The sequence below is a fragment of the Sphingomonas astragali genome, from assembly GCF_051400615.1.
In the GTDB taxonomy this organism is placed as follows: Bacteria; Pseudomonadota; Alphaproteobacteria; order Sphingomonadales; family Sphingomonadaceae; genus Sphingomonas.
The window spans coordinates 600,862-624,278 of record NZ_JBLFFH010000003.1; the positions used below are offsets into that span (position 1 = coordinate 600,862).

Sequence of the window (23,417 nt, forward strand, 5' to 3'; positions counted from 1 at the left end):
TGATCCCTGCGCTCGACCGGTTCGGATCGGGCGTGCTCGCCTTCCTCGACTGCCAGGCCCGAACCCTCGGTTCGACCGGGTACCAGGCGATGGCCGCCCCCGGATCGAGCGTGTCGCTGGTGCTGGCCGCCGCCCTCACGATCTTCCTTGCGATCATCGGCTATCGCATGCTGTTCGGCGAAACGCCGACCCCGCGCGAGGGCGTGCTCGCCTTCGTGAAGATGGGCGTCGTCCTGACCCTGGCGACGAGCTGGCCAGCCTATCAGACGTTCGTCTACGACGTGACGATGAACAGCCCCGCCGAGCTTGCGGCCGAGATCGGCGGCGCCGCCTCGCTGGTGGATTCCGAAGGGCTCGCGGCACGCCTCGATGCAAGCGACGAGGGCCTGCGCGCGCTGGCGATCTATGGCGTGGGCCTGCCGCCGCCCAGCTCCGAGCAACGCTCGCTGCGGCGCGAGCCCGGCCTGTTCATCGGCTTCGATACGTTCGCGCTGGGCGCATCGCGGACCATCTTCCTTGCCAGCGCGATCGGCGCCTTCGCGCTGGTCCGGCTGGCCTCCGGGTTCCTTCTGGCATTGGGGCCTTTGTTCATCGCCTTCCTGCTGTTCGATGGAACGCGTGGGCTGTTCGAGGGATGGCTGCGGGGGCTGGTCGGACTTGCGCTTGCCGGCGTCGCCACGACGCTGACGCTGTCGGTCGAGCTCGCGCTGCTCGAACCGTGGCTGCGCGAGCTGCTCGCCGAGCGCGCCTCCGAGCAGGACATTCTCGGCGTCCCGGTCCAGTTGCTGACGGTGACATTGGTGTTCGGTGTGCTGCTCGCCGCGATGATCGGCGTCGCCATCCGGGTGACCGCGGCGCTGCGGCTGCCGATGCCGCGTCTTCAGGCCGGTGAAGCTCCGCGCGGGACGGCGCAGACCCCCGCGCGCGAGATCGCGGCGGTGCAGGGCGGTAGCCTGCAGCCCAACGAGGCGCGGTCGCGCGCGGCCGCCACCGCCGATGCGATCCTGGCGGTGCAGCGCCGCGAAGAGGGCGAGGCGGCGATCTCTCGCCCGGCTGCGGTCGCCGCGGCGCTCGGCACGCGACACCAAACGGCAACCTCTACGGATATAGGCTCGACGCCCACGCGTCTGGGGCAGACTTTCAATCGGCGGGTCCGAACGCGGACATCGGCCAGCGCGACGAGACGGGACCAACGGTGAGCAAGAAGGACAGTCGGGCTGCGCTGGATGCCTATTATGCCGAGGCCGACAGCTGGGCGTTCGATCGGCAGACCGCGTTGCGGCGGTCGCGATCGGTCGCCTGGATCGTCGCCGCGGTGGCATGCGTGATCGCGGTGTGCGAGGCGCTCGCGCTCGTCGCTCTGATGCCGCTCAAGTCGGTCGTGCCCTATACGCTGCTGGTCGATCGCCAGACCGGTTTCGTCCAGGCACTGAAGCCGGTCGACGCCCAGCTGACGTCGAGCGATGCCGCGCTCACCCAATCGTTCCTGGTGCAATATGTGATCGCGCGCGAAGGGTTCGACATCGACTCGCTGCAGCGCGACTATCGCAAGGTCGCCTTGTGGTCGGCCGGCGATGCCCGCCGCGCCTATGTCGCCCGGATGCAGGCGGGGAATCCCGATAGTCCGCTCGCACGTTACCCGAGATCGGCGATCGTCGACGTCCGGATCAAGAGCGTCACCTCGATGGGACCGCACTCGGCGCTGGTGCGGTTCGAGACTCAGCGGCGCGATGCCGGCGGCCGGGCATCGGAGACCCAGCCGTGGATCGCCGTGATCCGATATTCCTATTCGGGCGAACCGATGAGCCTGGAGGACCGCCTGGTGAATCCGCTCGGGTTCAAGGTCGAGCGCTATCGGCGCAGTGCCGAAACGCTGCCTTTGCCGGAAACTCAAGTCCAGACGAACGCTGCCACGACGCCGGCGGTTGCCAATGCGGCATCGCCTCTCCCCTCGGCAGGGGCAGCAACGCCGACGGCGCAGCCGTGAAGCATGTCGTCGCCTTTCTCCTCTGGATCGGCTTACTGTCGATTTGGGCGACGGCGGCCCTGGCAGGACCGCAGGGCGGTGCCCGCACGCGTACCATCGATTTTCGGCCCGGACAGATGGTGCCGGTCGAGGCGGCCATCGACCGTAAGGTCGCGATCGAACTGTCGCCGGAGGAGCGGGTGCAGAATGTCGCAGTCGGCGATTCCAGTGCCTGGCAGACGAGCGTCCATCGCGACGGCAATCGTGTCTTCGTCAAGGCGGTGCGGTCGGGGCCGCCGACCAACATGACGATCATCACCAACTTCCGGACCTACTCCTTCCAATTGTCCGCGGTGCCCAAGCCGACCCGCGCGACGTCTCGTACCATCCGCTTCCGCTATCCGCCGCCGCCGAAACCACCGTCGACGGCCGGCGCCAACGCTATGCGCGGTCTCTATACGCTGAGCGGCGCCCGCGAGCTCCGCCCGAGCGCGATCAGCGACGATGGATCCAAGACCTATATCGAATGGCCCGCCGACGCATCGCTTCCTGCGACATTCGTGATCGACGATCACGGCCGCGAAGCGCTCGCCAACGGCTATATGCGCGGCGGACTCTATGTCATCGACAGCGTCAGCCAGCGCGTCATCTTCCGGGTCGATCGCCGCAAGGCCCTCGCCGATCGTCTGCCTGAGGAGGGGCGGTGAGCACGTCCGTCGACCCCCGGTCCGCGATTCCTCCGTCTGCGGAGCCCGACATCCTGCCGGTGGTCGCCCGTCCCCGCAGCGGCCTTTCCACACCGATGATCGTGCTGATCGCCGTCATTGCCGGCCTGTTGTTGTTCGGCGTGCTGGAGGCGCGCCGGCGCGCACTCACCGCGCCGGCGGTGATGCCGCGGTCTGCCGAGCTGACGGCCTCGAACGCGCCGCCGCCGCTGTACATCCCGCCGGAACCAAGCGCGGCGATGTCATTCCCGGCAAGGCCGGCGCCGCCGCCTGCGGTTCCGGAGCCGCGCAAGCCGGCAACATCGCCGGCGCCGCGCTACGATGCCTCCGGGCCGGCACTGGCCATTCCGGAAGGGACGGTGCCGTATGAGCCACCTGCGATACGGACCGCCCCTGCTGCCGCATTGCCGGCGGATGTCGCGGCCGGCGCCAGCCTGGACTCGTCCGACCCCAAGATCGGTGCGGGAACATCGGCGGATGGCGCGGAGCGCGTCCGCGCGTCGATGCTGGCCAATCGGTCGACCACGGTCCCCCAGGGAACGCTGATCCCGGTCGTGCTCGAGACTGCCTTCGACTCGACGCGGGCGGGGTTCGCGCGCGGGCTGGTGCAACGCGACGTCCGCGGCTTCGACGGATCGCGCGTGCTGATCCCCCGCGGCAGCCGTCTCATCGGCGAATATAAATCTGATGCGGCGCCGGGACAGAAGCGCGCCCTGATCAACTGGACCCGGCTGATCCGGCCCGACGGAGCCAGCATCGCGATCGGGTCGCCCGCGGTCGATACGGTCGGCCGCGGCGGCGTACGCGCCAAGGTCAACAGCCATTTCTTCGAGCGTTTCACGGGCATGATCCTCCAGTCCGCGCTCGACCTCGGGGTCACCTTGGCCGCGCGATCGGCCGATGCGCCTGTGTTCGTCGCTCTGCCGGGGCAGCTCAATGGAGCGGCTGCGACGGTCCAGCCGACCCAGATCCCGCCGACGCTGAAGATCGCGCCGGGAACGAGCATCAGCGTGTTCGTGGCGCGCGACCTCGATTTCACTGTGGTCGAGACTGGCCGGGCCGGTCCGTGATCGCCACGGCGGATCATCGAAGCGGTGTCTACCTGCGGAGCTACCTGGCGCCGCTGACCGGCTTCCTCGCGCGCATCGACGTGACCGATATCTACGTCAACCGTCCGGGCGAGGTCTGGGCCGAGACGCTTGGCGGCGCGATCGAGCGCCATGATGTCCCGGCGCTCGACGCTGCCACGCTCGATCGCCTCGCGCGCCAGGTCGCGGCGCTGTCGGATCAGGGCATTAGCCGCGAACATCCGCTTCTGTCCGGCGCGCTGCAGGACGGCGCCAGAATCCAGATCGTCATTCCTCCGGCGACGCGAGGCACGGTCGCCATCGCCATCCGCAAGCATCTCTCGCAGGACCTGACGCTCGCCGACTATGTCGCGTCCGGCGCGTTCGGAAAAACCGAGATCGCCAACGTGACCCGTGCCGCGGATCTCGACGACGTGAAGACGGCGCTCGCGCTGGGCGATGTTCGCGCGGCGTTGTCCGCGGCGGTGAGGGGACGTCGCAACGTCCTGATCTCGGGCGGCACTTCGACCGGCAAGACCACCTTCCTCAATGCGCTGATGCGCGAGATTCCGGACGAGGAGCGGCTGATCCTGATCGAGGACACGCCCGAGCTCGCCATCCGTCACCCCAATGCGATCGGCCTGCTGGCAGCGCGCAGCGCCTTGGGTGAAGCCAGGGTCACGGCCGACGACCTCGTCTCCGCCTCGCTGCGGATGCGGCCCGACCGCATCATCCTCGGCGAGCTGCGCGGGCCGGAAGCCTTCGCGTTCCTTCGCGCAATCAACACCGGGCATCCGGGATCGATGACGACCGTCCATGCCGACAGCACGCGGGGCGCGGTCGATCAGATCGCGCTTCTCGTGATGCAGGCAGGGACGCGCCTCGGACGGGATGACGTCCGGCACTTCATCGAAAGTACGATCGATGTCTTCGTGCAGCTCGGCCGCACCGGCGGGCGGCGGCACATCGCCGAGGTTGCGGTGAGGTCGGAGGCATGATGATCGCGCCGCCGGTCCGGCCGGAAGCGACCGCGCTAGGCAGCGCCGCCGAAAGCGCGGCCCGCCTGCTGACCGGGTCGCTGGCGACCAGCATTGCGATCATCTGCGTGGCCATCATCGGCTATATGACCTTGACCGGACGGCTGCCGGTACGACGCGGCGTGACCGTCATCATCGGCTGCTTCATCCTGTTCGGCGCCGGTACGCTCTCCCGGGCGTTCCTCGCCGTGGCGCGACAGGCGCCGGTGAGGGAAGTGCCGTCGATGCCTGTGTTTACGCCAAGCACGGCAATCGCGCCGCTCCCGAAGGTACCTTACGATCCCTATGCCGGCGCGGCCGTGCCTACGCGGGAATAGGATGCTGGTCCGGGTATTGCGATGGATATGGGGCGCGAGCAGCCTTCAGCACGAGAGAAACTCGCGTCTGCCCTCCTGGCTTCCGGGTCGATCAGAAGGCAAGCTCGATGTATCCCGGCGCCGGAGAACTCGTGTAGGTCGGGATCGTCGCGCACGACGTGACCCCGGACACAGCATAATAATAAATCGAGATTTTCTTCTGCTGCGCGACGGCCGTGGAAATTTTCGAGAACCACCCGAAGCAGGTGTTGGGCGTAACTCCGTTCCGTGTCGTCTGCAGATTGCAGATATCAGTGAAATCGTTGCGCTATGGCGCGAATATCGTGACGCGGGCCGTCAGCGTAAGTGAGCACACGGGTGATCCCCTGCCGACCGCACAATGTGTCTGCCCAGGCGGTCGAGCTGCCGAATATGCCAAGGACGATCACGAAGACCTTCCACATGTCATGTCCTCGGAAGTTGAAGGTTTTTGAGAAAAAAACCGACCGCTGGCGCCCGAATTGCTGACCTCTGTAAAACGCTCTCCCGTTGGGAGAGGGACAGTGATGTCCGCTTCCCATCATCCCCGTTTATGAACTCACGGCCTAGTTGCCGGCGAGCTTGATGTAACCAGGGGGAAGGGAATTCGCATAGTTCGGCATCGTTGCGCAATCGGCGCCTACCGCAGCATAATAGAATACTAGGATAGGCTTTTGCTGAGCCACGGCGGTCGACACCGTGGAGAACCAGGCGAAGCAGGTGTTCGGCGTGATTCCTTTCCAAGTCGTCTGGACATTGCAGAGCATCGTATAGCTGCCTCGCCAGGGCGCGAAGATCAGGATGCTGCCGTCACTGTAGGTCAGCACTTCGCTTATCGTGGCCGGCCCGCAAAAGCTATCGGCCGCGACCGCCGCAGAGTTTCCGAAGAGACCGAACATCGCCATGACGAGAAGCTTGAACTTCATGTAACCCCCTGGACCGCCGTGTTCGCCGTCGCACGACGCAAATCTGCGCGATCGCTCAGGCGTTGAGCGGTTCGTCTCGGATCATTGTACGATGGGAATGACCGTGAACCCGTTCAGCGGAACGACGATCACCAGCGTCTGGGTCGAGGGAGTCCCGCTGCCGGCATTGGGATCGCCGTTCCCCTGATTCGGCGATCCGGCCACCGTATAGTTGGTGCGGTTGCCCGCCGGATCGTAGGTGATGCTGGTCTGGGTCTGATTGTTCGGCCCGCCCGACACCGTCGAGGTGACGAGCCGTCCCAGCGCGTCGTATTGGTAGGTCGTCGTCTCTTGGGCGTAGGCGGTTCCGCAACCGAGGAAGCCGAGGGCGAAGGCGAGGGCAATCCGCATGGTATTTCCTTTATGCCGACCTTGGTTGGCGACGCTGCGGAATAGCCCGACGTGCTCCCCGCGCTTCTTTGTGAGTGTCATCTGAAAAGGACATAGCCCAGACGGCAATAGCCACCGTCGTCCTTGTTCGAGAAGACCGTGATCTGCCGTCCCGACATCCACGCCGATGTGAGGAGTGCTGCCGTCGCCTGATAGTTATCCCAGGCGGTGTTCATATACACCAGGTTGGGGTTCCCGTGCCGCACATCGCAGAAGGACCTTGCACCCGAAAGGCAAAGTTCGTGCCGTCGGTCGTTTCAAGCTGAAGAATCTTGAACGTGACTACGCCGTCCCAAGCATATGCCGCCGGAGCGACCGCAAGCGATGATATCGCGAGCGTGATAGATAACAGTCGCCTGATGACGGTTACCGGATTGATCATTGCACCCCCTTTTGCATAGTGGCTCGGCTGCGGACCGATTTCACTCGCACGCTGGTGTAGCAGTTGACAGCCCGTGTCAATTGCTTGAGCTTTCCGCACGGGGCGAATCCAACAGTATTGGTTTCGAGGCAGTCTTAGTTAACCGAGCGTTGTATAAGTACGCCGTGGCTCAAGGCAGGACCACATCGGCGGAGCTCACAAGATCGTCAGGAATTGCAATCACTTCATGCGGAGGGGAAATGAAGAAGTGGATGGCGATGATCGCCGGCTGCTGCCTTGCGACGGCGGCGAATGCCGGCGCGCTCGGAGGTGAGGAGCTGACGGTCTCGAGAGTCACGTTGGAAAACGGTGACGGCCTCGTCGAGGCGGTTGGGATGGCCAATCCCTATCAATGCGAGATCAGCAATGTCGCGAAGCTGCCCACGGACCCCGATTTGCGGGACAGATACATGTCCCTCGCCGTGACGGCCATGTCGGCCAACCTGAAGGTCACGATGTGGTTCGATGGTTGTACTTCATCGCCATGGGGCACGGTTCCCAGAACATACCACCTGAGCGTGGCGAAGTGACATCCTGCAACTGTGCAGTGAGAAGCGGATGATGGTCTGCCCGAGATTTGCATGAGTTGACACATTTACAACATAGGATTTACAATGGAAATTTTGGATCATACTACAGTAAATTTTCACAACATTATTAAATTTTTGACCTATCTGTCTGCTGTAACACTGGCATCAATTTCGATTGTCACGCCAGCGAGTGCGGCGGTATGGTGCAACGGGAAAATAACGAAAGTCTACACTGCGAGGGAAGGCGGCTTCCTGATTCTTCCATCTTTCAGAAGTGATTGGGTCCAGATCTGCTCAGTGCAGACGGAATGGAAGGGGATTTTACCGCAAACATGCAATGCATGGGTGAGCACTGTGATAAGCGGGATGCTGACCGGGAAAGAATTTACCATAACCTATGCCGAACTCGATGATTGTTCGCAAGTTCAATATTATCAAAATTCGCCTTCACCAACCTATGTCATGCTTCACCAATGAACGCATGTCATAGCTTTAAGTCAGATATCTCCTACTAATCTGAGTTGGCCACATGTTTCCAATCTTGGATCATGCAAGGCCCCGCCAGCACTCCGGACTGGTGACGCGCATGCGGTGTGCCTTTCCCAATCCTGCGGAGTTGATTGGCGGCTTCAAGGTCAAATAGGAGTGGTCGAAATGCCTAACTATGATGCCTTGACAAGGTACGTGAGCTTGATGGTTGCGGGCATCCTCATCATACTTTCCTCTACGCCGCAGGCGGCCATAGCGAGCTCGTGCACAAAAAAGGTGATTTCGACGACGATCGAGGCCGGGAATGTCTTTCAGGTCGATGTCGGCAGTTGGAAGTGGCAGATATGTCGACTGGACGATCCCCTAAACGTCTCCAATGCGACCTATGGGGCATATCAGGTCTCGCAGCTCTCGTGTCAGGCATTGGTTACGGAATTTATGAGCGCCAAGGCTCAGGACAAGAATGTTGAATTCTATTTCAGCAATGCGTGCCCGGCGGCTGCGATAGACAACAGCGATTATCCATACGCGATAGTCTTCAATTGAGAAGTTGCAGGTTCATAGATCGGAGGGCGCGCATGAAGCCGCGGGTAACGTTCATTCTTTGCATTTGCGCATTAGCTTTGCCGACAGAAGCCTCCTGGGCGGGGCAGGCCACGGGCAAGGTGAGGTATGTCGCGGCTCGAAACTCTGACGGGGTCATCTCGGTCGAGATTGACAGTGCCATAATCGGCGCGTCGACGTGTGCCACTCACTCATACTTCCTCATCAAGGGTGAAAATTCGCATATGGTTCGAGGGCAGCGACTTTAGCGACCGTCGCCTGCTCACCGCCAACCAGCAGGGCTCGATCACCGCGGTGACCCAGGCCGACGGAACGGTCGACGTCTACCGCTACGATGAATACGGCATCCCCGGCACCGGCCAGAGCGGGCGGTTCCAGTACACCGGCCAGGCGTGGCTGCGCGAGCTCGGCATGGCTTACTACAAGGCGCGGTTCTACTCGCCCAGCCTCGGCCGGTTCCTTCAGACCGACCCCATCGGATACAATGATCAGATCAACCTCTATGCCTATGTCGGCAATGACCCCATCAATGGCAAGGATCCGACAGGATTGTGCGATGATCGGCCTCCCTTGATATGCAGGAATAGCTCACCGACCTATCCTTTGAGTGGTAACAAATATGCGGGAGTCCAGTGGCCGAGATCCGTCCAGCGAGGTTCAACTTCTATCCGGCCGACGCAAACACCCGCACGAGGGAATCTAACTCGAAATCTAGACACCGCATCCAAAGTTACGGATGCTGGCAAGCAAACGGCTGAAACTGTCCATGAAGCTTTTGAAGGGAGCGGTTCTCTGCCTCGCGCATTGAAAGGCGTCGCGACGGGGGCGGGAGTTGCTACACCTGCACTTGCCTTCGGCAAGGAGTGTCTAAGGGTTCCACGGTGCCAGAAGCTGCTGCGAGTACCGCCGGTCAAACGGTAGTCGGTGATCTGGCTGTTGGTGCGGGTGCGCTTATTGGAGGCCGGATTGGTGGGCGGCTCGGCGCTCTCGGAGGCGGTCTCGCCGCCGGGATTTGCGACTGACTTTTTGGGGATAACGCAAGGCGCGGGTGACTTCGCACAAACGGCACTCGGCGGCCCGGATGAAGATCCTCTGGGGCTATGTCCATCTTGTCAGGACCCAGCATTCGATTAGAGGTGATTTAGAGAATGATAAGATTGGCTAATATAAGCCTTGTGAAGGTATTATTGAATTTGTACCTTCCACTTGCTATTTTTATTCTGATGTGGGCAATGCTTTCAAGCGTTTCTCTCGATGAATTAACGATCGAGCGTGCTCTCACGCCAGGAAGGTATAGCCCTTTTCCGCTTCTTGGGTTGGTTGCAGTAGCGGTCGTTGTAATTTACGTACTATTCGTATCGTATAAGGCACTCTTTGATCCAAAATTAATTTGGATAAAGGGCGACTGCCTTTTTACTTTTGGTAAAAGCCCAATGATGATAGCTGATATAAAGGAAAATGGCCTGTCATTTGAGGACAATTTTTTTTCGAAATTTGTTCAAATACAGCTTAAATCTGGAAAATCAGTGAAAATACGTACGGCATTGGCTAGGGAGAGTACTGAGCAAATTTCCCTCTTGTTGATAAATCATTCGGGGCGCCATCGGGCTTCGAAGAATGCGAGAATCTAACATATCGCCAAGTGTGGTCGGATGACGTCGCCCGTCAGCTCACCTAATTCCTATGATGCCAACCGCAATCGCACACTGATGATCTATCCGAAGGAGGCTTGCGCGCATTGATGCGCCAGAGATACCCGGTCTTGCCGACACGGGCGCAATTGTGCACCGGGCGAGCCGTATGACGTCAGGTCAGCACTGATCCGCCTGATCACTCGTCAGGCGCTGCGCTGTTCTCCAGTCTCGGCGAACTCTAGCGGAGGTGGCTCGTCCGACTGCTAGGCTTGCACTCCCTTGCCCAGGTAGGTGGTTGGGAGCGGTGTACGTCCTCACGCGCACACTCGCTCCCAAGACCGACCAGTCTATGACTACTGGCCTAGCGGGCTTCGAACGGGTTCGCCGCCATTCCCGCCACCGCGCTTGATCCGCCCTAGTGCGGCTTCTCCCGCGGTCCCCGCGCTTATCGGGTCCGGGGCCCCTTCAGTTATTCGGCCGGTATCAAAAAGATCCTTAGCGACGATAGGCGGGAATGCTGCTTGCGCACGAATCCACATAGTGGGATCGTTTCGGACGCGCTTCTTCTTCAGTTTGAACGAGATGCGATTCCAGACATTGTTGCCAATGTATTTTTCATTGATCAGAACCTGATGGACAGTGCCTCGCGTCAATGGCCGCCCCGAGGTCGGTGACAAGGCCACGATCGTTTAATGCAGCAGCAATTTCCTGCTCATTGCGTCGATCGAAGGACAAATTTCCGATATATTTCATGTACAACCGTAGTCTCTTCGCCTGGGCCAGGTGAGAGGATGACGCGGTCTGTCTGGATACTCTTCTGCTCACCGCGTGATAGCGAGCCTTTAATCGTGCGGGACTGGTCGACAAGCACGCGGCGCAGACCGAAGCCGGCAGGCCCACCTTGGCGGAAGCCGAGCTCAATCAACCTGCATTGGCCGGCAAATACCTTGGCCGAGAGCTCGCGACTGTATTCCCCGGTCATCGCGCGCTTGACGCCCTTGACGATCGTCGAAACGGGACTACCGTCGTTTTCGAACTGCTCCGCGCAATAGTGCACGGCGATACCCGCGCGGCGGCAGATGTATTCGTAATAGGCGCTCTCGTCGGCGTCCTGGAATCTGCCCCAGCGGCTATGGGGTGAACGACCTAGCGGCGTTGCCGCTCAACGAATTGGTGCAAGCTGGCAACCACGACCAAGCTGGCCCTGCCGACCTTGATAATCTCGAACTCCCCCTCGGTAAGAAGCTGATAGAACTTTGATCGGCTCAGCCCGAGCATGCCGATTGCCGTGGGCACCCGCACCGTGAGCGGTTCCGGAACGGCCGCGGGCGGATGTCCGCCGGGACAGTCCTGCTTACTCTTTCCCCGCATCTTTGCGTGCCTTGATGAATTCACGATCGCTGTCGAGGAAGCTTCTCAGCATCGCAGGTATCAGATCCTGCACGGAGACGGCCTGCCCATAAGCATCGCGATAGAGATTGGCGTAGAGGGAGAGATCGTCGTTCAGATCGGGAAAGACATGAATGACATGTTTTACCGGGGTTCGGTCTGGCAGCTTCGCGAGTTTCAGGTCCGGCACGGGTACGCTCCTTACTTCGGCGCCCAAGGGCGCAGCACGATATCCTTGTGGACGATGACGCGCAGCGGCCAACCGGGGCGTACCTTGATCGTCGGCTGCACGTTGAGCTGCTTCGACACGATCTGCTGACCGGCCTGCGCCGTGGTCTGCTGGCTCGATTCCCGGATGGCGCGCACGAGATCGCTGCGATCGTCCCCGATGCTGACTTCCGTCCCGATGCCGAGCAGCGTCGACAGCGCGACGCCCTTGAGCAGTTGCCAAGTATGGAAATCGACCTGATCCTCGAGCCCGGCGTATCCCGTCGCATCGGTCGCCGGCAGATTGTCGATCCGAACGGAGGAGCCGTCGGGTAGGATGATGCGCTGCCATACGAGCAGCGCCCGAGACTGGCCGAATGCCACGACACTATCGTAGCTACCGATCAGCCGCGAGCCCTGCGGGATCAACAGCGTCCGGCCCGTCACGGTGTCATAGACATTCTCCGTAACCTGGGCGACCACGAGCCCGGGAAGATCGGAATTCAGTCCGGTCACGAGGCTCGCGGCGATGATGCTGCCCCCCAACAATGTGTAGGGAGATGGCGCCGCAGTCACGACATGGGGATTGATGTCGCTGTCGCGTGACGTCGCCGCAATTAAATCGGCCTTGCGTTGCTGCTCGTTCGCATCGCGCTCCGGATCGAAGGCGATCTTTCTCGGCTCGCGCGGCTCGCTCGCGGGCTGTGGCGGTGCGGCCATAGGCGTGCCTGGGCCGGTCGATCGGGCTCCTGCGTGCACCAGCACGCCCGACTGTCGTGCGGCTTTGCGTTCGGCGAGCTCGCGTTCGCGCTCGGCCGCGGCCGCTTGCTCTGCTGGTGTCGGTTGGACATTCTCCGCTGCCACGCCGGCCGCACGCTGTTGATTGAGGATCGGCCGACCCAAGTCGCCCGGCAATGGCGGTCCGAGCTTCGGCACCTCGGCATATGATCCCGGCAATGCGCTCAACGTGTCGCTCGGCGACTTGGCAAGCACGGTCTTGTCGTCCTGCTGGTCCGTCAGATGGAAGCTGCCGGGAGTCAGCGAGAACCATGCGGTGGTTGCCACGCCGACCGATGCAGCGCCCGCGATGGCGATGACGACACCGCGTTTGAACCGGATTGCGCGGGCGGGACTGGCGCGCAGCACCAGCGTTTCCGGGTCGACCTTGTGCGCTGGCCGCGCTGCGGACGCGTCCTCGTGTGATGCTTGGGTCATGAAGCCCTCCGTCCGCGCTTGCCGGGTGCGCCGCGTGTGATCCGCACGATGTCCTGGCGCTTCGTCCCAAGGCGCAGCTCGGCTGCGTCGAAGATCCGGTCGACGACGTAGAAGCGTCCACGCTGCCGGTAGTTGACGAGCTGCGCGTCACCCTTGCGATCGAGCAAGAACAACGGCGGCGCTTCGCCGATCGCGAGCGATGCGGGAAACTCGATGAACGTCTGCCGTCCATTGTCGAACGCACGCAGCGGCCGCCATGCCGGCCGGTCGCCCGATATCTCGTAACCGAACTGGAGCGTCTCGAGCTGGAGACCGTCTGCGACCGGCGCGGCCGCTTCCGCCTCGGCAGCAGCGCGCCGATAGGCAATGATTGCATCCTGAGGGTAGGTCCAGGAGAGCGATGCCATCGCAGCATCGGTGCTGCTGGTGAGCGACAGGTGGTAGGTTCGACGATCGGTGGTGATGACGAGATTGGTCGCAAGTCCTGCGGAGAACGGCTTGACCAGCACATGCGTGCGCTTGTCGGCGCCGGATCCGCTGGTGGTGTCACCGATCACCCATCGGACGGTATCGCCGCTCGCGATGGCGCTCAGCGCCTCGCCAGGCTGGAGCACGATGTCGGTGACGCGCTCGGGCGCCGCATAGACTTGATAGATGGCGCCGTCCGAGAACGGATAGATCGTGCTCGCATTGACGAAGCTCCGACGTGCCGGCTCCAGTGTCGCCGCGCGGTTGGCGGCCGCGATGTCCGCGCTTGGATTGCGCGGCCTTGCGCTATGGTCCTGATCGGGCGGCGCAGCGGCGATCAGCATCGCCGAGGCGATCGCCAAGGGAATCGCAGGGGCAGTATTCATGGCCGGGTCTCCGGGCTGGCGGTGGGTTGAGGCTGGCTGGCTAGGTTCGGATCGAGCGGCGATCCGAGCGGCAGGTTGGCGGCAGGCGGCGGCGCATTGACGGCGGGCGCGTCGAGCTCGCGGCTCCAGTCGATCGCATCGACATAGACGCCGAGCGGATTCTTGCGCAGCACCTCGGCGGAGGTCGGCGGTTTCATCACGACGGTGAGAATGCCGGTCCAATTCGAAGTGCCGGAGCGCGCGCCGCGATCGAAAGCGGTCTCGGTCCATTTGACCTGAAAGGAACGATCCGAGGCTCGCACGACACTCGTGACCTGAACCGATATGGTCTTCTCACCGAGATCGGCGAACGGATCGTTTGCGCGCGCGTAGTCACCGAGGAACTGCGCGCCGCGCTGGGTGGCGAAATCATAGGCAGCGAGCCAGTTGTGCCGCATCAGCACCGGATCGAGGGACTTGGACCGGACATTCTCGATGAATCGGGCGAGATGCCACGCAACCTGCGCGTCGGTCGGGCGATAGCTCTTCTTGGCTTCGGTGACGGCGCGAGCCTCGCCGAGCCGATCGACTTCCACCACATAGGGTGTGACCTTGCTCTGGCTCGCCTGCCAGAGAACGCCCGCGCCCATGACCGTTGAGAGCGCGAGGCCGCCGAACGCCATCAAGCGCCAGCTATGCGCCTGCGCGCGGGCCGAGCCGATGCGCTCGTCCCAGAGCTGGCCCGCTCGTTGGAATGGCGTCTCGGGCTCGGGGGTGCGTCCGTAGCGCTGGACGCTGCGTCGGAAGATCATGGTTCAGTCCCTTTCCTTGATGTCCGGGGTTGCGGAGGCGCCGCCGCGGTCGCCCTGCTGCAGCGTGTGCATCGCGATCTGGCGGTGGTGGCGCATGTTCTGCTGGTGCCGCATCGCGCGTGCCCACGCCGGCGCGTCGCCATCGCCCGAACTCGCACTCGTCGCCGAGCTGGTGCCGCTGCCGCCGCTCTTGAGCGCGGACCAGGCCGCAGCGCGGCCGGACCGGGCGGCATCCGCGATCCCGAAGGCATTCGCCGCTGTTTGACGGATCGCGCCGCCGGCTGCCTGGGCGACACCGCCGAGACCGGCGGCCACGCCCGGGTTTGCGGAGGTTTCCTTGTCGAGCGTGTAGGCGGTCGCGGCCACCGACCCCATCGCCGTGCCGGCACGCACCGCGCCGAGGGCGGCACCACCGAACGCTCGGGCTGCGCCCATGGTCGCGCCGCCGGCAAGCATCGTCACGCCAGCCGCGCCGACCGCTGTACCGAGCGCCGCGCCGGCGCCGAGCTGCGGCGCCCCCGCCACCAGGCCGGATGCGATCGAGGGTCCGAAAATGCCGAGGCCGAACAGTGTTAGCGCCGCGAGCATCAGGCTCATGGCATCGCCGATGCCGGGGTCCCTTCCCTGAAGCGCCTGGGTGAACTCGGAGAAGAAATTGGAGCCGATGCCGATGATGACGGCAAGCACCATCACCTTGATGCCGGAGCTGACGACGTTCCCCAGCACGCGCTCGGCAAGAAAGCTCGTCCGGTTCCACAGCGCGAAGGGGACGAGGACGAATCCCGCGAGTGTCGTCAGCTTGAACTCGACGACCGTCACGAAGACCTGAACGGCCAGGATGAAAAAGGCGAGAATGACCAGCGCCCAGGAGAACAGAAGGACGGCGATGGTCGGCAGGTTGAACAAAGTGGTTAGGCCGGCCTTCTTGCCGGCCTCGTCGAGCAGCGGCCAGGCGGCGGAAAAGCCGGTGCCTGCCAGCCGGCCAGGCTGCAGCAGCGTGTCGGCGGAGAGGGTCCCGCCGCTGGCGGTCAAGCCAGCGGCGGTGAACGAGCGCAGGATGATGTCGGCGAGCGTCGAGAAGTTGCTGATGATGAACGCGAAGGCGCCGATGTAGAGGATCTTCTTGAGGAACCGCCCCAGCACATCCTGCTCGCCGCCGAGCGCCCAGAACAGGCCGGCCAGCGTGATGTCGATCCCGATCAGCGTGGCGGTGAGAAAGCGGACATCGCCGCCCAGCAGACCGAACCCGGCGTCGATGTACGTCGTGAAATCCTGCAGAAAACGATCGATGACGTTGAGGTCGTTCATGGGCGGTGTCCTGATTGGAAGAAGACCGCGGGGCACGCTGGGGGAGCTGCCGCGTGCCCCGCGGCGGCGACGGCGGAGGCGGACGCCATCGCGCTTGGCCGGCGCGTCCTATCGGGGCGTGTAGGCCGTGCCGGAGCCGAGGAATTTCACCGTCGCCGCGCGCGCCTCGGCTTCGGCCTGCGCCTGCCGGGCCTGCTCCAGCGCCAGAGCGCGGAACTGCGCGGCCATGAGCTGCTGGAGCTGCATCTGCTGCTTGGCGAGCAGCGCGAGGAGCTGGTTCGTCGCCTGACTCGCCTGCAACGCGCCCTCGGCGCCCTGGCTCTTGGCGACGATCGAAGCGAGCGCGCCGGAGTCCGACTGGATGTTGCCGACGACCTGCGCCTGGACGGTCATCGTCTGACGATAGGCGTCCATCGCGGTATCGAGCCGGGCTTTGGCGTCGATCACGCGGGCGTTCGAGGTCAGCGCCTCGTTGAGGCTGCGCGGGAAGAGCTGTCCGAGCTGGCTGTCGATCTGGCTCACCTGAAACCCGACGCCGCGCGCCTGGCCCATGAGCTGATCGATCTGCTGCATCGTCTGCGTGAGCTGCTGAAGCTCGGGGAAGTCGATGCGCGTCAGGTTCTTGGCCTGGTTGAGGATCATCGTCGCTTCGTTCTGCAACGAGGTGATCTGATTGTTGATCTGCTGGAGCGTGCGCGCGGCGGTGAGCAGATTCTGCGAGTAATTGTTCGGGTCGAACACCGTGATCTGCGCCGCGGCGGGCGTCGTCGTCAGCGCCATGGCAAGCGAGCCTGCCGCAGCGAGGCCGAGCAGGGTCCCGCCGAGATATTTGGCGACCGGTCGGGAGCGATAGGATTTGGGCGACATTGATGGTCTCCTTGGGTTGAACGTCAGGGATTGGTGGACGGAAGGTCGGCGATCAGCGCGGCCGCCCAGTCGAGACCGGCGTCCGCGAGAAAGTGACGGGCGAAGTCCTCAGGTCCGTGTTCGGCCAGGATTGCGTCGATGCGCTGCTGGATGGCCGGATCGGACGACCCGCACAGCGCGAGGGCGATCGGCCCAAGCCCGAGTTCGAACACGCGATTTCCGCGGGCGGACTGAAGGTAGTAGTGGCGCTTCGGCGTCGCCCGGGCGAGCAGTTCGATCTGGCGGGCGTTGAGCCCGAAGCGTTCGTAGATCGCGCGCGACTGCGGCTCGATGGCGCGATCATTGGGCAACAAAATTCGTTGCGGGCAGCTCTCGATGATCGCCGGCGCAATGCTGCTGTCGGCGATGTCGGCCAGACTCTGCGTCGCGAACAACACGGAGACGTTGCGCTTGCGCAGGACCTTCAACCATTCGCGGATGCGCGCAGCGAACAGCGGATGGTCGAGGAACTTCCAAGCTTCGTCGAGGATCAGCAGCGTCGGCCGCCCATCGAACCGCTCGTCGAGGCGATGGAACAGATAGGTCAGGACGGGCGCGACCACGCCTTCCTGGCTCATCAGCGCTTCGGTCTCGAAGCACTGCACGTTCGCGAGCGCGAGACTCTGTTCCGCCGCGTCGAGCAGGCGACCATACGGACCGTCGAGCGTGTAGGCCGTCAGCGCGACGCGCAGCGCATTCGACTGGAGCAGCATTGCCAGGCCGGTCAGCGTTCGTTCCTCGGGCGGTGCCGAAGCCAGGCTCGCCAGCGCGGACCAGACGGCATCCTTGACCTCGGGCGTGACGGCGACCTTCTCATGCGCGAGCAGCGCGACAACCCACTCGGCCGCCCAGCTCCGTTCCGCGATATCGTCGATCCCGCGAAGCGGCTGGAACGCGAGACCGCCTTCGCCGCTGTCCGCGCCGATCCCGAGCGCGAGATGCGAACCGCCCATGGCGAGCACGGCGGCGCGTGCCGAATTGCCCTTGTCGAAAATGTAGAGCTGCGCGTCGGGGTAGCGGCGGAACTGGAGCGCGATCAGGGCAAGCAGCACGGACTTGCCGGCACCGGTGGGACCGACGACGAGCATATGGCCGACGTCGCCGACATGAGTGGACAGGCGGAACGGCGTCGCACCGGCGGTCTGTGCGACCAGCAGCGGTGGACCGCCAAGATGCGCATTGCGCTCCGGCCCCGCCCAAACCGAGGATAGCGGCATCAGGTGCGCGAGATTCAGCGTGTGAACGAGCGGTTGGCGGACATTCGCATAGGCGTGGCCAGGCAGCGACGACAGCCAGGCTTCGACGGCATTGACGCTCTCGCGGATGCAGGTGAAGCCGAGTCCGTTCACGATCCGCTCGACCGCGCGAACCTTGGCCTCCGCGCGTTCTCGATCGGTGTCGGATACCGTGACGGTGGTGGTCAGATAGCCGAAGGCGACATGATCGCCGCCGAGGACCTGCAATGCCATGTCGGCGTCGGCGACCTTGTTGTCGGCGTCGCTGTCGAGGAGTTGCGCGGGCTGGTTGTACATGACCTCGCGGACCATCGCCGCGAGCGACTTGCGCTTGTTGAACCACTGGCGCCGGATCTTGGTCAGCACCTTGGTCGCGTCGGATTTGTCGAGCGCGATGAAGCGCGTCGACCAGCGATAGCCGAAGTCCGAGGCGTTCAGCGCATCGAGGATTCCGGGACGGCTCAGGTTCGGGAAGCTGAGCACGGTCAGCGTGCGCAGGTGCGTATCGCCAAGCATCGGCTCAAGACCGCCTGTAAGCGGGGTGTCGACGAGAAGCCCGTCCAGATACATCGGCGTGTCCGGCACGGACACCGGATGCGGCCGGTTCGAGATCGTGCCGTGCAGGTAGCTCAGGGTTTCGGCCGAGCTGAGCGCGCGCACTTCGGGCATGACGCCCGAGAGCAGGTCGAGGACGCGATTGGTCTCGGCGACGAAGGACGCCAGCGCGCCTTGCCAGTCGCGGCCCTTCGGCTCGTCGGGCCGCTCAACGAGCGAGCGGCCGGCGGCGTCGCTGCTGTCGGCGCTCGGCAGCCAGGTCAGCGTCACATGGTAGCGGCTCTCATAATGCTCGCCTTCGGCCTCGAACGCGGCGCGACGCTCGCGATCGACCAGCGCCGAAGCAACGTCGGGAAAGATGGAGGCGGGATAGCCCAGCGCCTCGCGCCGTTCGGCCTCGACAAAGACGGCCCAGCCCGAACCGAAGCGCTTGAGCACATTGTTTGCCCGAGCGCAGGCGGCAATCAGTTCGGCCTCGGTCGCGCTTTCGAGATCAGGCCCGCGAAACGCCAAGGATCGCTGAAAGCTGCCGTCCTTGTTCAGCACCACCCCGTCGGCGACGAGGGCTGCCCATGGAAGATGATCGGCGAGACGGTCGGCTCGGTGCCGGTATTCGCGCAGCATTAGCATGTCAGGTGACTCCGCTGGCGGAGGTGGCGAAGGAGGACCGGCGCGAAGTCCGGATCGCGGCGCGCGGCGAAGACGGCGACGCTGTGGCCGATCGCCCACACGGCAAGCCCCGCAAGCCATTGCTGGAGCCCGAGGCCGAGCGCGGCGGCGAGCGTCCCATTGAGGATGGCGATGCCGCGGGGTGCGCCGCCAAGCAGGATCGGCGAAACCAGCGCGCCGTGGATCGGCACCTCGAAGCCTTCGAGGTGCTGTCCGTCTCCGGGCGACCATGTGTTCATACGAGCGCCCCGCCGCCGAAGCTGAAGAAGCTCAGGAAGAAGCTCGATGCCGCGAAGGCGATCGACAGGCCGAAGATGATCTGGATCAGGCGACGGAAGCCGCCCGCCGTCTCGCCGAACGCCAGCGTCAGGCCGGTGGTGATAATGATGATGACTGCGACGATTTTGGCGACAGGTCCCTGGACGGACTCGAGTACCTGCTGAAGCGGCTCCTCCCACGGCATGCCGGTGCCGGCCGCCGTGGCGATCACTGGGATCAGCAGCAGCCCGGTCGACGCGACCCTCAGCGTGGATGAAAGCGCAGTCGAAGCCCGCAGGCGATATTTGAAGGTGTGGGATTTGGCGGTAGCGGACACGGGTCATTCTCCTTCGAACGAGGTTGCGGAGTCGGGGGTGAGATCGAGCACCGCGTAACCGCCGTCGGGATCGAGCCCGGCCAGACGCGCGATGCTGTCCACGCGCCGGGCGGTCCCGCGCCCGGCGATGAAGACGACAAGATCGATTGCCTCGGCGATCAGTCGCCGGGGCACGGTGATCACGGCTTCCTGTACGAGCTGCTCGATACGAAAGAGCGCCGCGAGCGGGCCGTTTGCGTGGACCGTGGCGATGCCGCCGGGGTGGCCCGTATTCCATGCCTTGAGCATGTCGAGCGCTTCCGGGCCGCGGACTTCACCGACGATGATGCGGTCCGGGCGAAGCCGCAGTGTCGACCGAACGAGGTCGGTCATCGTCACCGCGCCGGCCCTGATCCGGAGCGCCACCGTATCGGACGCGGGCGATTGCAGCTCGCGCGTGTCTTCGATGAGGATGATGCGCTCGTCGAGATGCGCCATCTCCGCGAGCAGCGCATTGGCAAGGGTCGTCTTGCCCGAGCTGGTGCCGCCGGCGATGAGGATGTTGCGGCGCTCGACCACGGCAAGCGACAGAACCCGCGCCGTGTCCGCCGACATGATCCCATCGGCCACATAGTCGAGCAGCGTATAGATGCGCGTCGCCGGCTTCCGGATCGAAAAGCACGGCGCCAGCGACACCGGCGGCAGTACGCCTTCGAACCGCTCGCCGGCGCCGTTGCCGTGCGGCGGCAGCTCGGCCGACACGATCGGCGCGCCGGCGTGCACCTCGGTCCGCGAATGGCTGGCGACAAGCCGAATGATCCGCTCGACCTGGGCTGGATCGAGCCGGATATCGGTGTCGACACGGCCCTCGCCGAGGATGTCGACGCGCAGCGCGCCGTCGGGATTGACCATCACCTCAAGCACGCGCGCGTCGGACAGCGCGGCGGCGATCGCCGGTCCCATCGCGGTCCGCAGCATCGCGCGGCGGCGGTCTTCGGAGAGGCCGGCGCTCACGATGCCGCCTCCTCATCGATATCGGCTGCGAGCGTGCGGCGGCCGTCCGCGATCTGCCGGCCCACCTGGCGCAGGAAGGCATCGAAGCGTGCCTGGCCGACGGCCCTTGCCGCCGCGTCCGCTTCGGGAAGCGGCGCCATCACCGTGAGCTGGTAGCGCACGAACAGGCTGAAGCTTTCGAGCAGCACGTCGATATCGCGCCGCGTCTTGCCCAGCTCGCGGGCGATGCGATCGAGCCGCGCCTTGAACAGGTCGTCGACTTCCTTGGTCGCGCGCCGTGCGAGCCAGGCCCCGAGCGCATCGTTGACCATCCGCGACTTGTTGGCGCCGGGAGCCGCAGCGAGCGCTTCGAGCGCATCGCTGATTTCGCGGTCGATATAGAGGTTCTGCCGGACCTTCATGGCCGCCTCACAGTCCCGGCAGCAGGTCGTGCCCGCCGCCGACATTGAGTGCGTGGCCGCGCGCTACGGCGCTGAGGCTGCCGACGCGATCCAAGGCGCGCTTGTCGGCGGCAATATCGTCTTCATCGACGAGATCCTGCGCAGGCACGGGCGCGGGCTCGGCAACCTTGGCCGGAGCTTCCTCGGGAAGGCCGGGGTGCCGCTGCTGTTCCATGCCGCCGTCGACGTCGCCGGTCTCGGCTTCGGCATCCTGTGCCAGGCGGACGTCTGGGCGTCGGGGCGCGTCGGGCCAATCATGGGGCCGAGGCTCGGGCCGGTCCGCATAGATGCCGTCAGAGAGGCGTGGCGCCGGCAGGACGCGCGGCGTGAAATTGCCGTCGGCATAGTAGCGCAGCTTTTTCGCGCGGATTGGCGAGGTGCCGGAAACAAGCACGAGCTCGTCGGTCGGCGGGAGCTGCATGATCTCGCCGGGGGTCATGAGCTGGCGGGCGGTCTCCTGGCGGCTGACCATGACGTGGGCGAGCCAGGGCGCGAGGCGGTGGCCGGCATAGTTGCGCATCGCCCGCTGCTCGGTCGCCGTGCCAAGCGCGTCGGAGATGCGTTTGGCGGTCCGCTCGTCGTTGGTGCTGAACGCGACGCGGACGTGGCAGTTGTCGAGGATCGAATTGTGCTCGCCGTAAGCCTTTTCGATCTGGTTGAGCGATTGCGCGATCAGGAAGGCCCGCACGCCGTAGCCCGCGACGAAGGCAAGGCTGGTCTCGAAGAAGTCCAAGCGGCCCAAGGCCGGGAACTCGTCCAGCATCATCAGCAGCCGGTGCCGACGGGCACCGTCCGCGCCGGGATCAAGGCGTTCGGTGAGCCGGCGCCCGATCTGGTTCAGCACCAACCGAATGAGCGGCTTGGTCCGCGAGATGTCCGACGGCGGCACCACGAGGTAGAGCGAGACCGGCCGCTCGGCTTCCACGAGATCGGCAATCCGCCAGTCGCAGCGCGACGTGACTTCGGCCACGGTCGGATCGCGGTAGAGCGAAAGGAATGACATGGCGGTCGACAGCACGCCGCTGCGTTCGTTCTCGCTCTTGTTGAGGAGCTCGCGGGCGGCGCTCGCGACGACCGGGTGGACGCGCGGATGCTCCTCGTCGCCAAGGTGATTGGTCGACATCATCCGCCGCAGCGTGGAGATGAAGCTGCGTTGCGGATCGGAAAGGAAAGTGGCGACGCGCGCGAGCGTCTTTTCCTCCTCGGCGTAGAGGACGTGGAGGATGGCCCCGACCAACAGCGCGTGCCCGGTCTTCTCCCAATGATTGCGCCGCTCCAAAGCGCCTTCGGGGTCCACGAGGATGTCGGCGATGTTCTGGACGTCGCGGACCTCGTTCGGGCCTTTGCGGACCTCGAGCAGCGGATTGTAGTGCGCCGAGCGCCGATCGGTCGGGTTGAACAGCAGGCAATGGGAAAAGCGCGCTCGCCAGCCGGCGGTCAGCGTCCAGTTCTCGCCCTTGATGTCATGAATGACCGCGCTGCCGGTCCAGGACAGCAAGGTCGGCACGACCAGGCCGACGCCCTTGCCCGATCGGGTCGGGGCAAAGCACATGACATGCTCGGGGCCGTTGTGACGCAGATACCGCCCATGCAGCCGCCCGAGCAGCACGCCGGCATTCTCGAACAGGCCGGCGGCCTCGATCTCGCGCTGGGTCGCCCAACGTGCCGAGCCGTAAGTGGTGACGTTCCGGTTCTGGCGCGCGCGCCACAGCGAACCGAAGATGGCGGCGGCGCAGCCGATGAAGCCGCTCGCTCCCGCGAGCGCACCCGCCTCGTCGAAGACGTGGGGCGCGTAAGCATCGAAGTGATACCACCAGATGAAGATCGCCCACGGCCGGTAGAGGGGCACGCCCGCCGCTACCGCCCAAGGCCGGCCAAGCTCGGGCTGATAGGCCAGCATCGCCGCCGCCCACTGCGTCGCTGCCGACAGGCCGAGCAGGACGATCGCGAACACGGCAAGGATTTGCCCGATCAAGAGCTTGGTCGGCGTCATGGCTGAGACTCCCGCCCGCGGAGCCGTCCGCTGGGCACGGCCTAAGAATCCGCGCCTCGCACGAAAAATTGAACGGTGCTGATGGGTGCTGTTTGGCTGTCAGAGGCTAGGCTGGCGCCGCCGCAGCCTTCAATCTTTGCCACA

The 23,417-nt window shown here is 64.2% G+C and carries 24 protein-coding genes and 1 pseudogene; 10 read left to right on the plus strand and 15 right to left on the minus strand.

Annotation, left to right across the window (positions count from 1 at the left end):
• The first annotated feature begins 32 nt into the window (after positions 1 to 32).
• The 6 genes from ACMGER_RS17485 to ACMGER_RS17510 are packed head-to-tail and all read left to right on the plus strand — an operon-like array spanning position 33 to position 5,112.
• Positions 33 to 1,199 (plus strand): TrbL/VirB6 family protein, encoded by a 1,167-nt coding sequence (locus ACMGER_RS17485; RefSeq protein ID WP_436813436.1) that lies wholly within the window; start codon positions 33 to 35, stop codon positions 1,197 to 1,199.
• A complete protein-coding gene (locus ACMGER_RS17490) occupies positions 1,196 to 1,987 on the plus strand; it encodes a VirB8 family type IV secretion system protein (protein WP_436813437.1) in 792 nt (263 codons plus the stop codon). The genes ACMGER_RS17485 and ACMGER_RS17490 overlap by 4 nt, the downstream gene beginning before the upstream one ends.
• Positions 1,984 to 2,673 carry a TrbG/VirB9 family P-type conjugative transfer protein gene (locus ACMGER_RS17495; protein ID WP_436813438.1) on the plus strand — a complete coding sequence of 230 codons (690 nt, stop codon included), beginning with the start codon at positions 1,984 to 1,986 and terminating at the stop codon, positions 2,671 to 2,673. The genes ACMGER_RS17490 and ACMGER_RS17495 overlap by 4 nt, the downstream gene beginning before the upstream one ends.
• A complete protein-coding gene (locus ACMGER_RS17500) occupies positions 2,670 to 3,761 on the plus strand; it encodes a TrbI/VirB10 family protein (protein WP_436813439.1) in 1,092 nt (363 codons plus the stop codon). The genes ACMGER_RS17495 and ACMGER_RS17500 overlap by 4 nt, the downstream gene beginning before the upstream one ends.
• A complete protein-coding gene (gene virB11, locus ACMGER_RS17505; RefSeq protein WP_436813440.1) occupies positions 3,758 to 4,756 on the plus strand; it encodes a P-type DNA transfer ATPase VirB11 in 999 nt (332 codons plus the stop codon). The genes ACMGER_RS17500 and virB11 overlap by 4 nt, the downstream gene beginning before the upstream one ends.
• On the plus strand, positions 4,756 to 5,112 hold the full coding sequence (locus ACMGER_RS17510; RefSeq protein ID WP_436813441.1) for a TrbC/VirB2 family protein: 357 nt from the start codon (positions 4,756 to 4,758) through the stop codon (positions 5,110 to 5,112). Before virB11 ends, ACMGER_RS17510 begins: the two co-directional genes overlap by 1 nt.
• A gap of 584 nt (positions 5,113 to 5,696) precedes the next feature.
• Here the strand turns inward: ACMGER_RS17510 and ACMGER_RS17515 are convergent.
• Both ACMGER_RS17515 and ACMGER_RS17520 read right to left on the minus strand, forming a co-directional pair.
• On the minus strand, positions 5,697 to 6,056 hold the full coding sequence (locus ACMGER_RS17515) for a hypothetical protein (protein WP_436813442.1): 360 nt from the start codon (positions 6,054 to 6,056) through the stop codon (positions 5,697 to 5,699).
• Between the two features lie 81 nt (positions 6,057 to 6,137).
• Positions 6,138 to 6,446: a hypothetical protein gene (locus ACMGER_RS17520; protein WP_436813443.1), complete on the minus strand. Its 309-nt coding sequence runs from the start codon at positions 6,444 to 6,446 to the stop codon at positions 6,138 to 6,140.
• A 660-nt stretch (positions 6,447 to 7,106) separates the two neighbouring features.
• Between ACMGER_RS17520 and ACMGER_RS17525 the strand changes: the two genes are divergently transcribed.
• The 4 genes from ACMGER_RS17525 (at position 7,107) to ACMGER_RS17540 (ending at position 9,410) form a co-directional block, all read left to right on the plus strand.
• The gene (locus ACMGER_RS17525) at positions 7,107 to 7,436 is read left to right on the plus strand and encodes a hypothetical protein (RefSeq protein WP_436813444.1); all 330 of its coding nucleotides are present in this window, start codon (positions 7,107 to 7,109) and stop codon (positions 7,434 to 7,436) included.
• Positions 7,437 to 7,520: 84 nt separating this feature from the next.
• Positions 7,521 to 7,913 carry a hypothetical protein gene (locus ACMGER_RS17530; protein ID WP_436813445.1) on the plus strand — a complete coding sequence of 131 codons (393 nt, stop codon included), beginning with the start codon at positions 7,521 to 7,523 and terminating at the stop codon, positions 7,911 to 7,913.
• Positions 7,914 to 8,090: 177 nt separating this feature from the next.
• A complete protein-coding gene (locus ACMGER_RS17535; protein WP_436813446.1) occupies positions 8,091 to 8,471 on the plus strand; it encodes a hypothetical protein in 381 nt (126 codons plus the stop codon).
• A 198-nt stretch (positions 8,472 to 8,669) separates the two neighbouring features.
• Entirely contained in the window at positions 8,670 to 9,410 is a 741-nt protein-coding gene (locus tag ACMGER_RS17540) for an RHS repeat-associated core domain-containing protein (RefSeq protein WP_436813447.1), read from the plus strand.
• 1,186 nt (positions 9,411 to 10,596) lie between these two features.
• Here the strand turns inward: ACMGER_RS17540 and ACMGER_RS17545 are convergent.
• The 13 genes and pseudogenes from ACMGER_RS17545 to ACMGER_RS17605 all read right to left on the minus strand — a co-directional run.
• A pseudogene (locus ACMGER_RS17545) lies at positions 10,597 to 11,255 on the minus strand (recombinase family protein); the annotation flags it as partial.
• Positions 11,256 to 11,477: 222 nt separating this feature from the next.
• Positions 11,478 to 11,702 carry a DUF2274 domain-containing protein gene (locus tag ACMGER_RS17550; RefSeq protein ID WP_436813448.1) on the minus strand — a complete coding sequence of 75 codons (225 nt, stop codon included), beginning with the start codon at positions 11,700 to 11,702 and terminating at the stop codon, positions 11,478 to 11,480.
• A gap of 11 nt (positions 11,703 to 11,713) precedes the next feature.
• Positions 11,714 to 12,934: a TraB/TrbI/VirB10 family type IV secretion system protein gene (locus ACMGER_RS17555; protein WP_436813449.1), complete on the minus strand. Its 1,221-nt coding sequence runs from the start codon at positions 12,932 to 12,934 to the stop codon at positions 11,714 to 11,716.
• Complete coding sequence (trbG, locus tag ACMGER_RS17560; protein ID WP_436813450.1) at positions 12,931 to 13,788, minus strand: P-type conjugative transfer protein TrbG; 858 nt, start codon at positions 13,786 to 13,788, stop codon at positions 12,931 to 12,933. Before trbG ends, ACMGER_RS17555 begins: the two co-directional genes overlap by 4 nt.
• Positions 13,785 to 14,579 carry a conjugal transfer protein TrbF gene (gene trbF / locus ACMGER_RS17565; RefSeq protein ID WP_436813451.1) on the minus strand — a complete coding sequence of 265 codons (795 nt, stop codon included), beginning with the start codon at positions 14,577 to 14,579 and terminating at the stop codon, positions 13,785 to 13,787. The genes trbG and trbF overlap by 4 nt, the downstream gene beginning before the upstream one ends.
• A 3-nt stretch (positions 14,580 to 14,582) precedes the next feature.
• The gene (gene trbL, locus ACMGER_RS17570) at positions 14,583 to 15,887 is read right to left on the minus strand and encodes a P-type conjugative transfer protein TrbL (RefSeq protein ID WP_436813452.1); all 1,305 of its coding nucleotides are present in this window, start codon (positions 15,885 to 15,887) and stop codon (positions 14,583 to 14,585) included.
• Positions 15,888 to 15,995: 108 nt separating this feature from the next.
• The gene (gene trbJ / locus ACMGER_RS17575; RefSeq protein WP_436813453.1) at positions 15,996 to 16,754 is read right to left on the minus strand and encodes a P-type conjugative transfer protein TrbJ; all 759 of its coding nucleotides are present in this window, start codon (positions 16,752 to 16,754) and stop codon (positions 15,996 to 15,998) included.
• 23 nt (positions 16,755 to 16,777) lie between these two features.
• Positions 16,778 to 19,213 (minus strand): conjugal transfer protein TrbE, encoded by a 2,436-nt coding sequence (gene trbE, locus ACMGER_RS17580; protein ID WP_436813566.1) that lies wholly within the window; start codon positions 19,211 to 19,213, stop codon positions 16,778 to 16,780.
• A complete protein-coding gene (locus ACMGER_RS17585; protein WP_436813454.1) occupies positions 19,207 to 19,491 on the minus strand; it encodes a VirB3 family type IV secretion system protein in 285 nt (94 codons plus the stop codon). The genes trbE and ACMGER_RS17585 overlap by 7 nt, the downstream gene beginning before the upstream one ends.
• On the minus strand, positions 19,488 to 19,778 hold the full coding sequence (locus tag ACMGER_RS17590; protein WP_436813567.1) for a TrbC/VirB2 family type IV secretion system protein: 291 nt from the start codon (positions 19,776 to 19,778) through the stop codon (positions 19,488 to 19,490). The genes ACMGER_RS17585 and ACMGER_RS17590 overlap by 4 nt, the downstream gene beginning before the upstream one ends.
• Before the next feature lie 72 nt (positions 19,779 to 19,850).
• On the minus strand, positions 19,851 to 20,804 hold the full coding sequence (trbB, locus tag ACMGER_RS17595) for a P-type conjugative transfer ATPase TrbB (RefSeq protein ID WP_436813568.1): 954 nt from the start codon (positions 20,802 to 20,804) through the stop codon (positions 19,851 to 19,853).
• Positions 20,805 to 20,836: 32 nt separating this feature from the next.
• Positions 20,837 to 21,286: a CopG family transcriptional regulator gene (locus ACMGER_RS17600; protein WP_436813455.1), complete on the minus strand. Its 450-nt coding sequence runs from the start codon at positions 21,284 to 21,286 to the stop codon at positions 20,837 to 20,839.
• On the minus strand, positions 21,249 to 23,273 hold the full coding sequence (locus ACMGER_RS17605; RefSeq protein ID WP_436813456.1) for a conjugal transfer protein TraG: 2,025 nt from the start codon (positions 23,271 to 23,273) through the stop codon (positions 21,249 to 21,251). The genes ACMGER_RS17600 and ACMGER_RS17605 overlap by 38 nt, the downstream gene beginning before the upstream one ends.
• Positions 23,274 to 23,417: the final 144 nt, after the last annotated feature.

Excerpts from the sequence above, each read along its gene's own strand:
- trbL (WP_436813452.1), bottom strand. The coding sequence starts at position 15,887 with ATGAACGACCTCAACGTCATCGATCGTTTTCTGCAGGATTTCACGACG.
- trbE (WP_436813566.1), bottom strand. The coding sequence starts at position 19,213 with ATGCTAATGCTGCGCGAATACCGGCACCGAGCCGACCGTCTCGCCGAT.
- trbB (WP_436813568.1), bottom strand. The coding sequence starts at position 20,804 with ATGCTGCGGACCGCGATGGGACCGGCGATCGCCGCCGCGCTGTCCGAC.
- ACMGER_RS17520 (WP_436813443.1), bottom strand. The coding sequence starts at position 6,446 with ATGCGGATTGCCCTCGCCTTCGCCCTCGGCTTCCTCGGTTGCGGAACC.
- ACMGER_RS17515 (WP_436813442.1), bottom strand. The coding sequence starts at position 6,056 with ATGAAGTTCAAGCTTCTCGTCATGGCGATGTTCGGTCTCTTCGGAAAC.
- ACMGER_RS17555 (WP_436813449.1), bottom strand. The coding sequence starts at position 12,934 with ATGACCCAAGCATCACACGAGGACGCGTCCGCAGCGCGGCCAGCGCAC.
- ACMGER_RS17530 (WP_436813445.1), top strand. The coding sequence starts at position 7,521 with ATGGAAATTTTGGATCATACTACAGTAAATTTTCACAACATTATTAAA.
- trbG (WP_436813450.1), bottom strand. The coding sequence starts at position 13,788 with ATGAATACTGCCCCTGCGATTCCCTTGGCGATCGCCTCGGCGATGCTG.
- ACMGER_RS17510 (WP_436813441.1), top strand. The coding sequence starts at position 4,756 with ATGATCGCGCCGCCGGTCCGGCCGGAAGCGACCGCGCTAGGCAGCGCC.
- ACMGER_RS17600 (WP_436813455.1), bottom strand. The coding sequence starts at position 21,286 with ATGTCGGCGGCGGGCACGACCTGCTGCCGGGACTGTGAGGCGGCCATG.
- trbF (WP_436813451.1), bottom strand. The coding sequence starts at position 14,579 with ATGATCTTCCGACGCAGCGTCCAGCGCTACGGACGCACCCCCGAGCCC.
- ACMGER_RS17525 (WP_436813444.1), top strand. The coding sequence starts at position 7,107 with ATGAAGAAGTGGATGGCGATGATCGCCGGCTGCTGCCTTGCGACGGCG.
- ACMGER_RS17535 (WP_436813446.1), top strand. The coding sequence starts at position 8,091 with ATGCCTAACTATGATGCCTTGACAAGGTACGTGAGCTTGATGGTTGCG.
- ACMGER_RS17605 (WP_436813456.1), bottom strand. The coding sequence starts at position 23,273 with ATGACGCCGACCAAGCTCTTGATCGGGCAAATCCTTGCCGTGTTCGCG.
- trbJ (WP_436813453.1), bottom strand. The coding sequence starts at position 16,754 with ATGTCGCCCAAATCCTATCGCTCCCGACCGGTCGCCAAATATCTCGGC.
- ACMGER_RS17585 (WP_436813454.1), bottom strand. The coding sequence starts at position 19,491 with ATGAACACATGGTCGCCCGGAGACGGACAGCACCTCGAAGGCTTCGAG.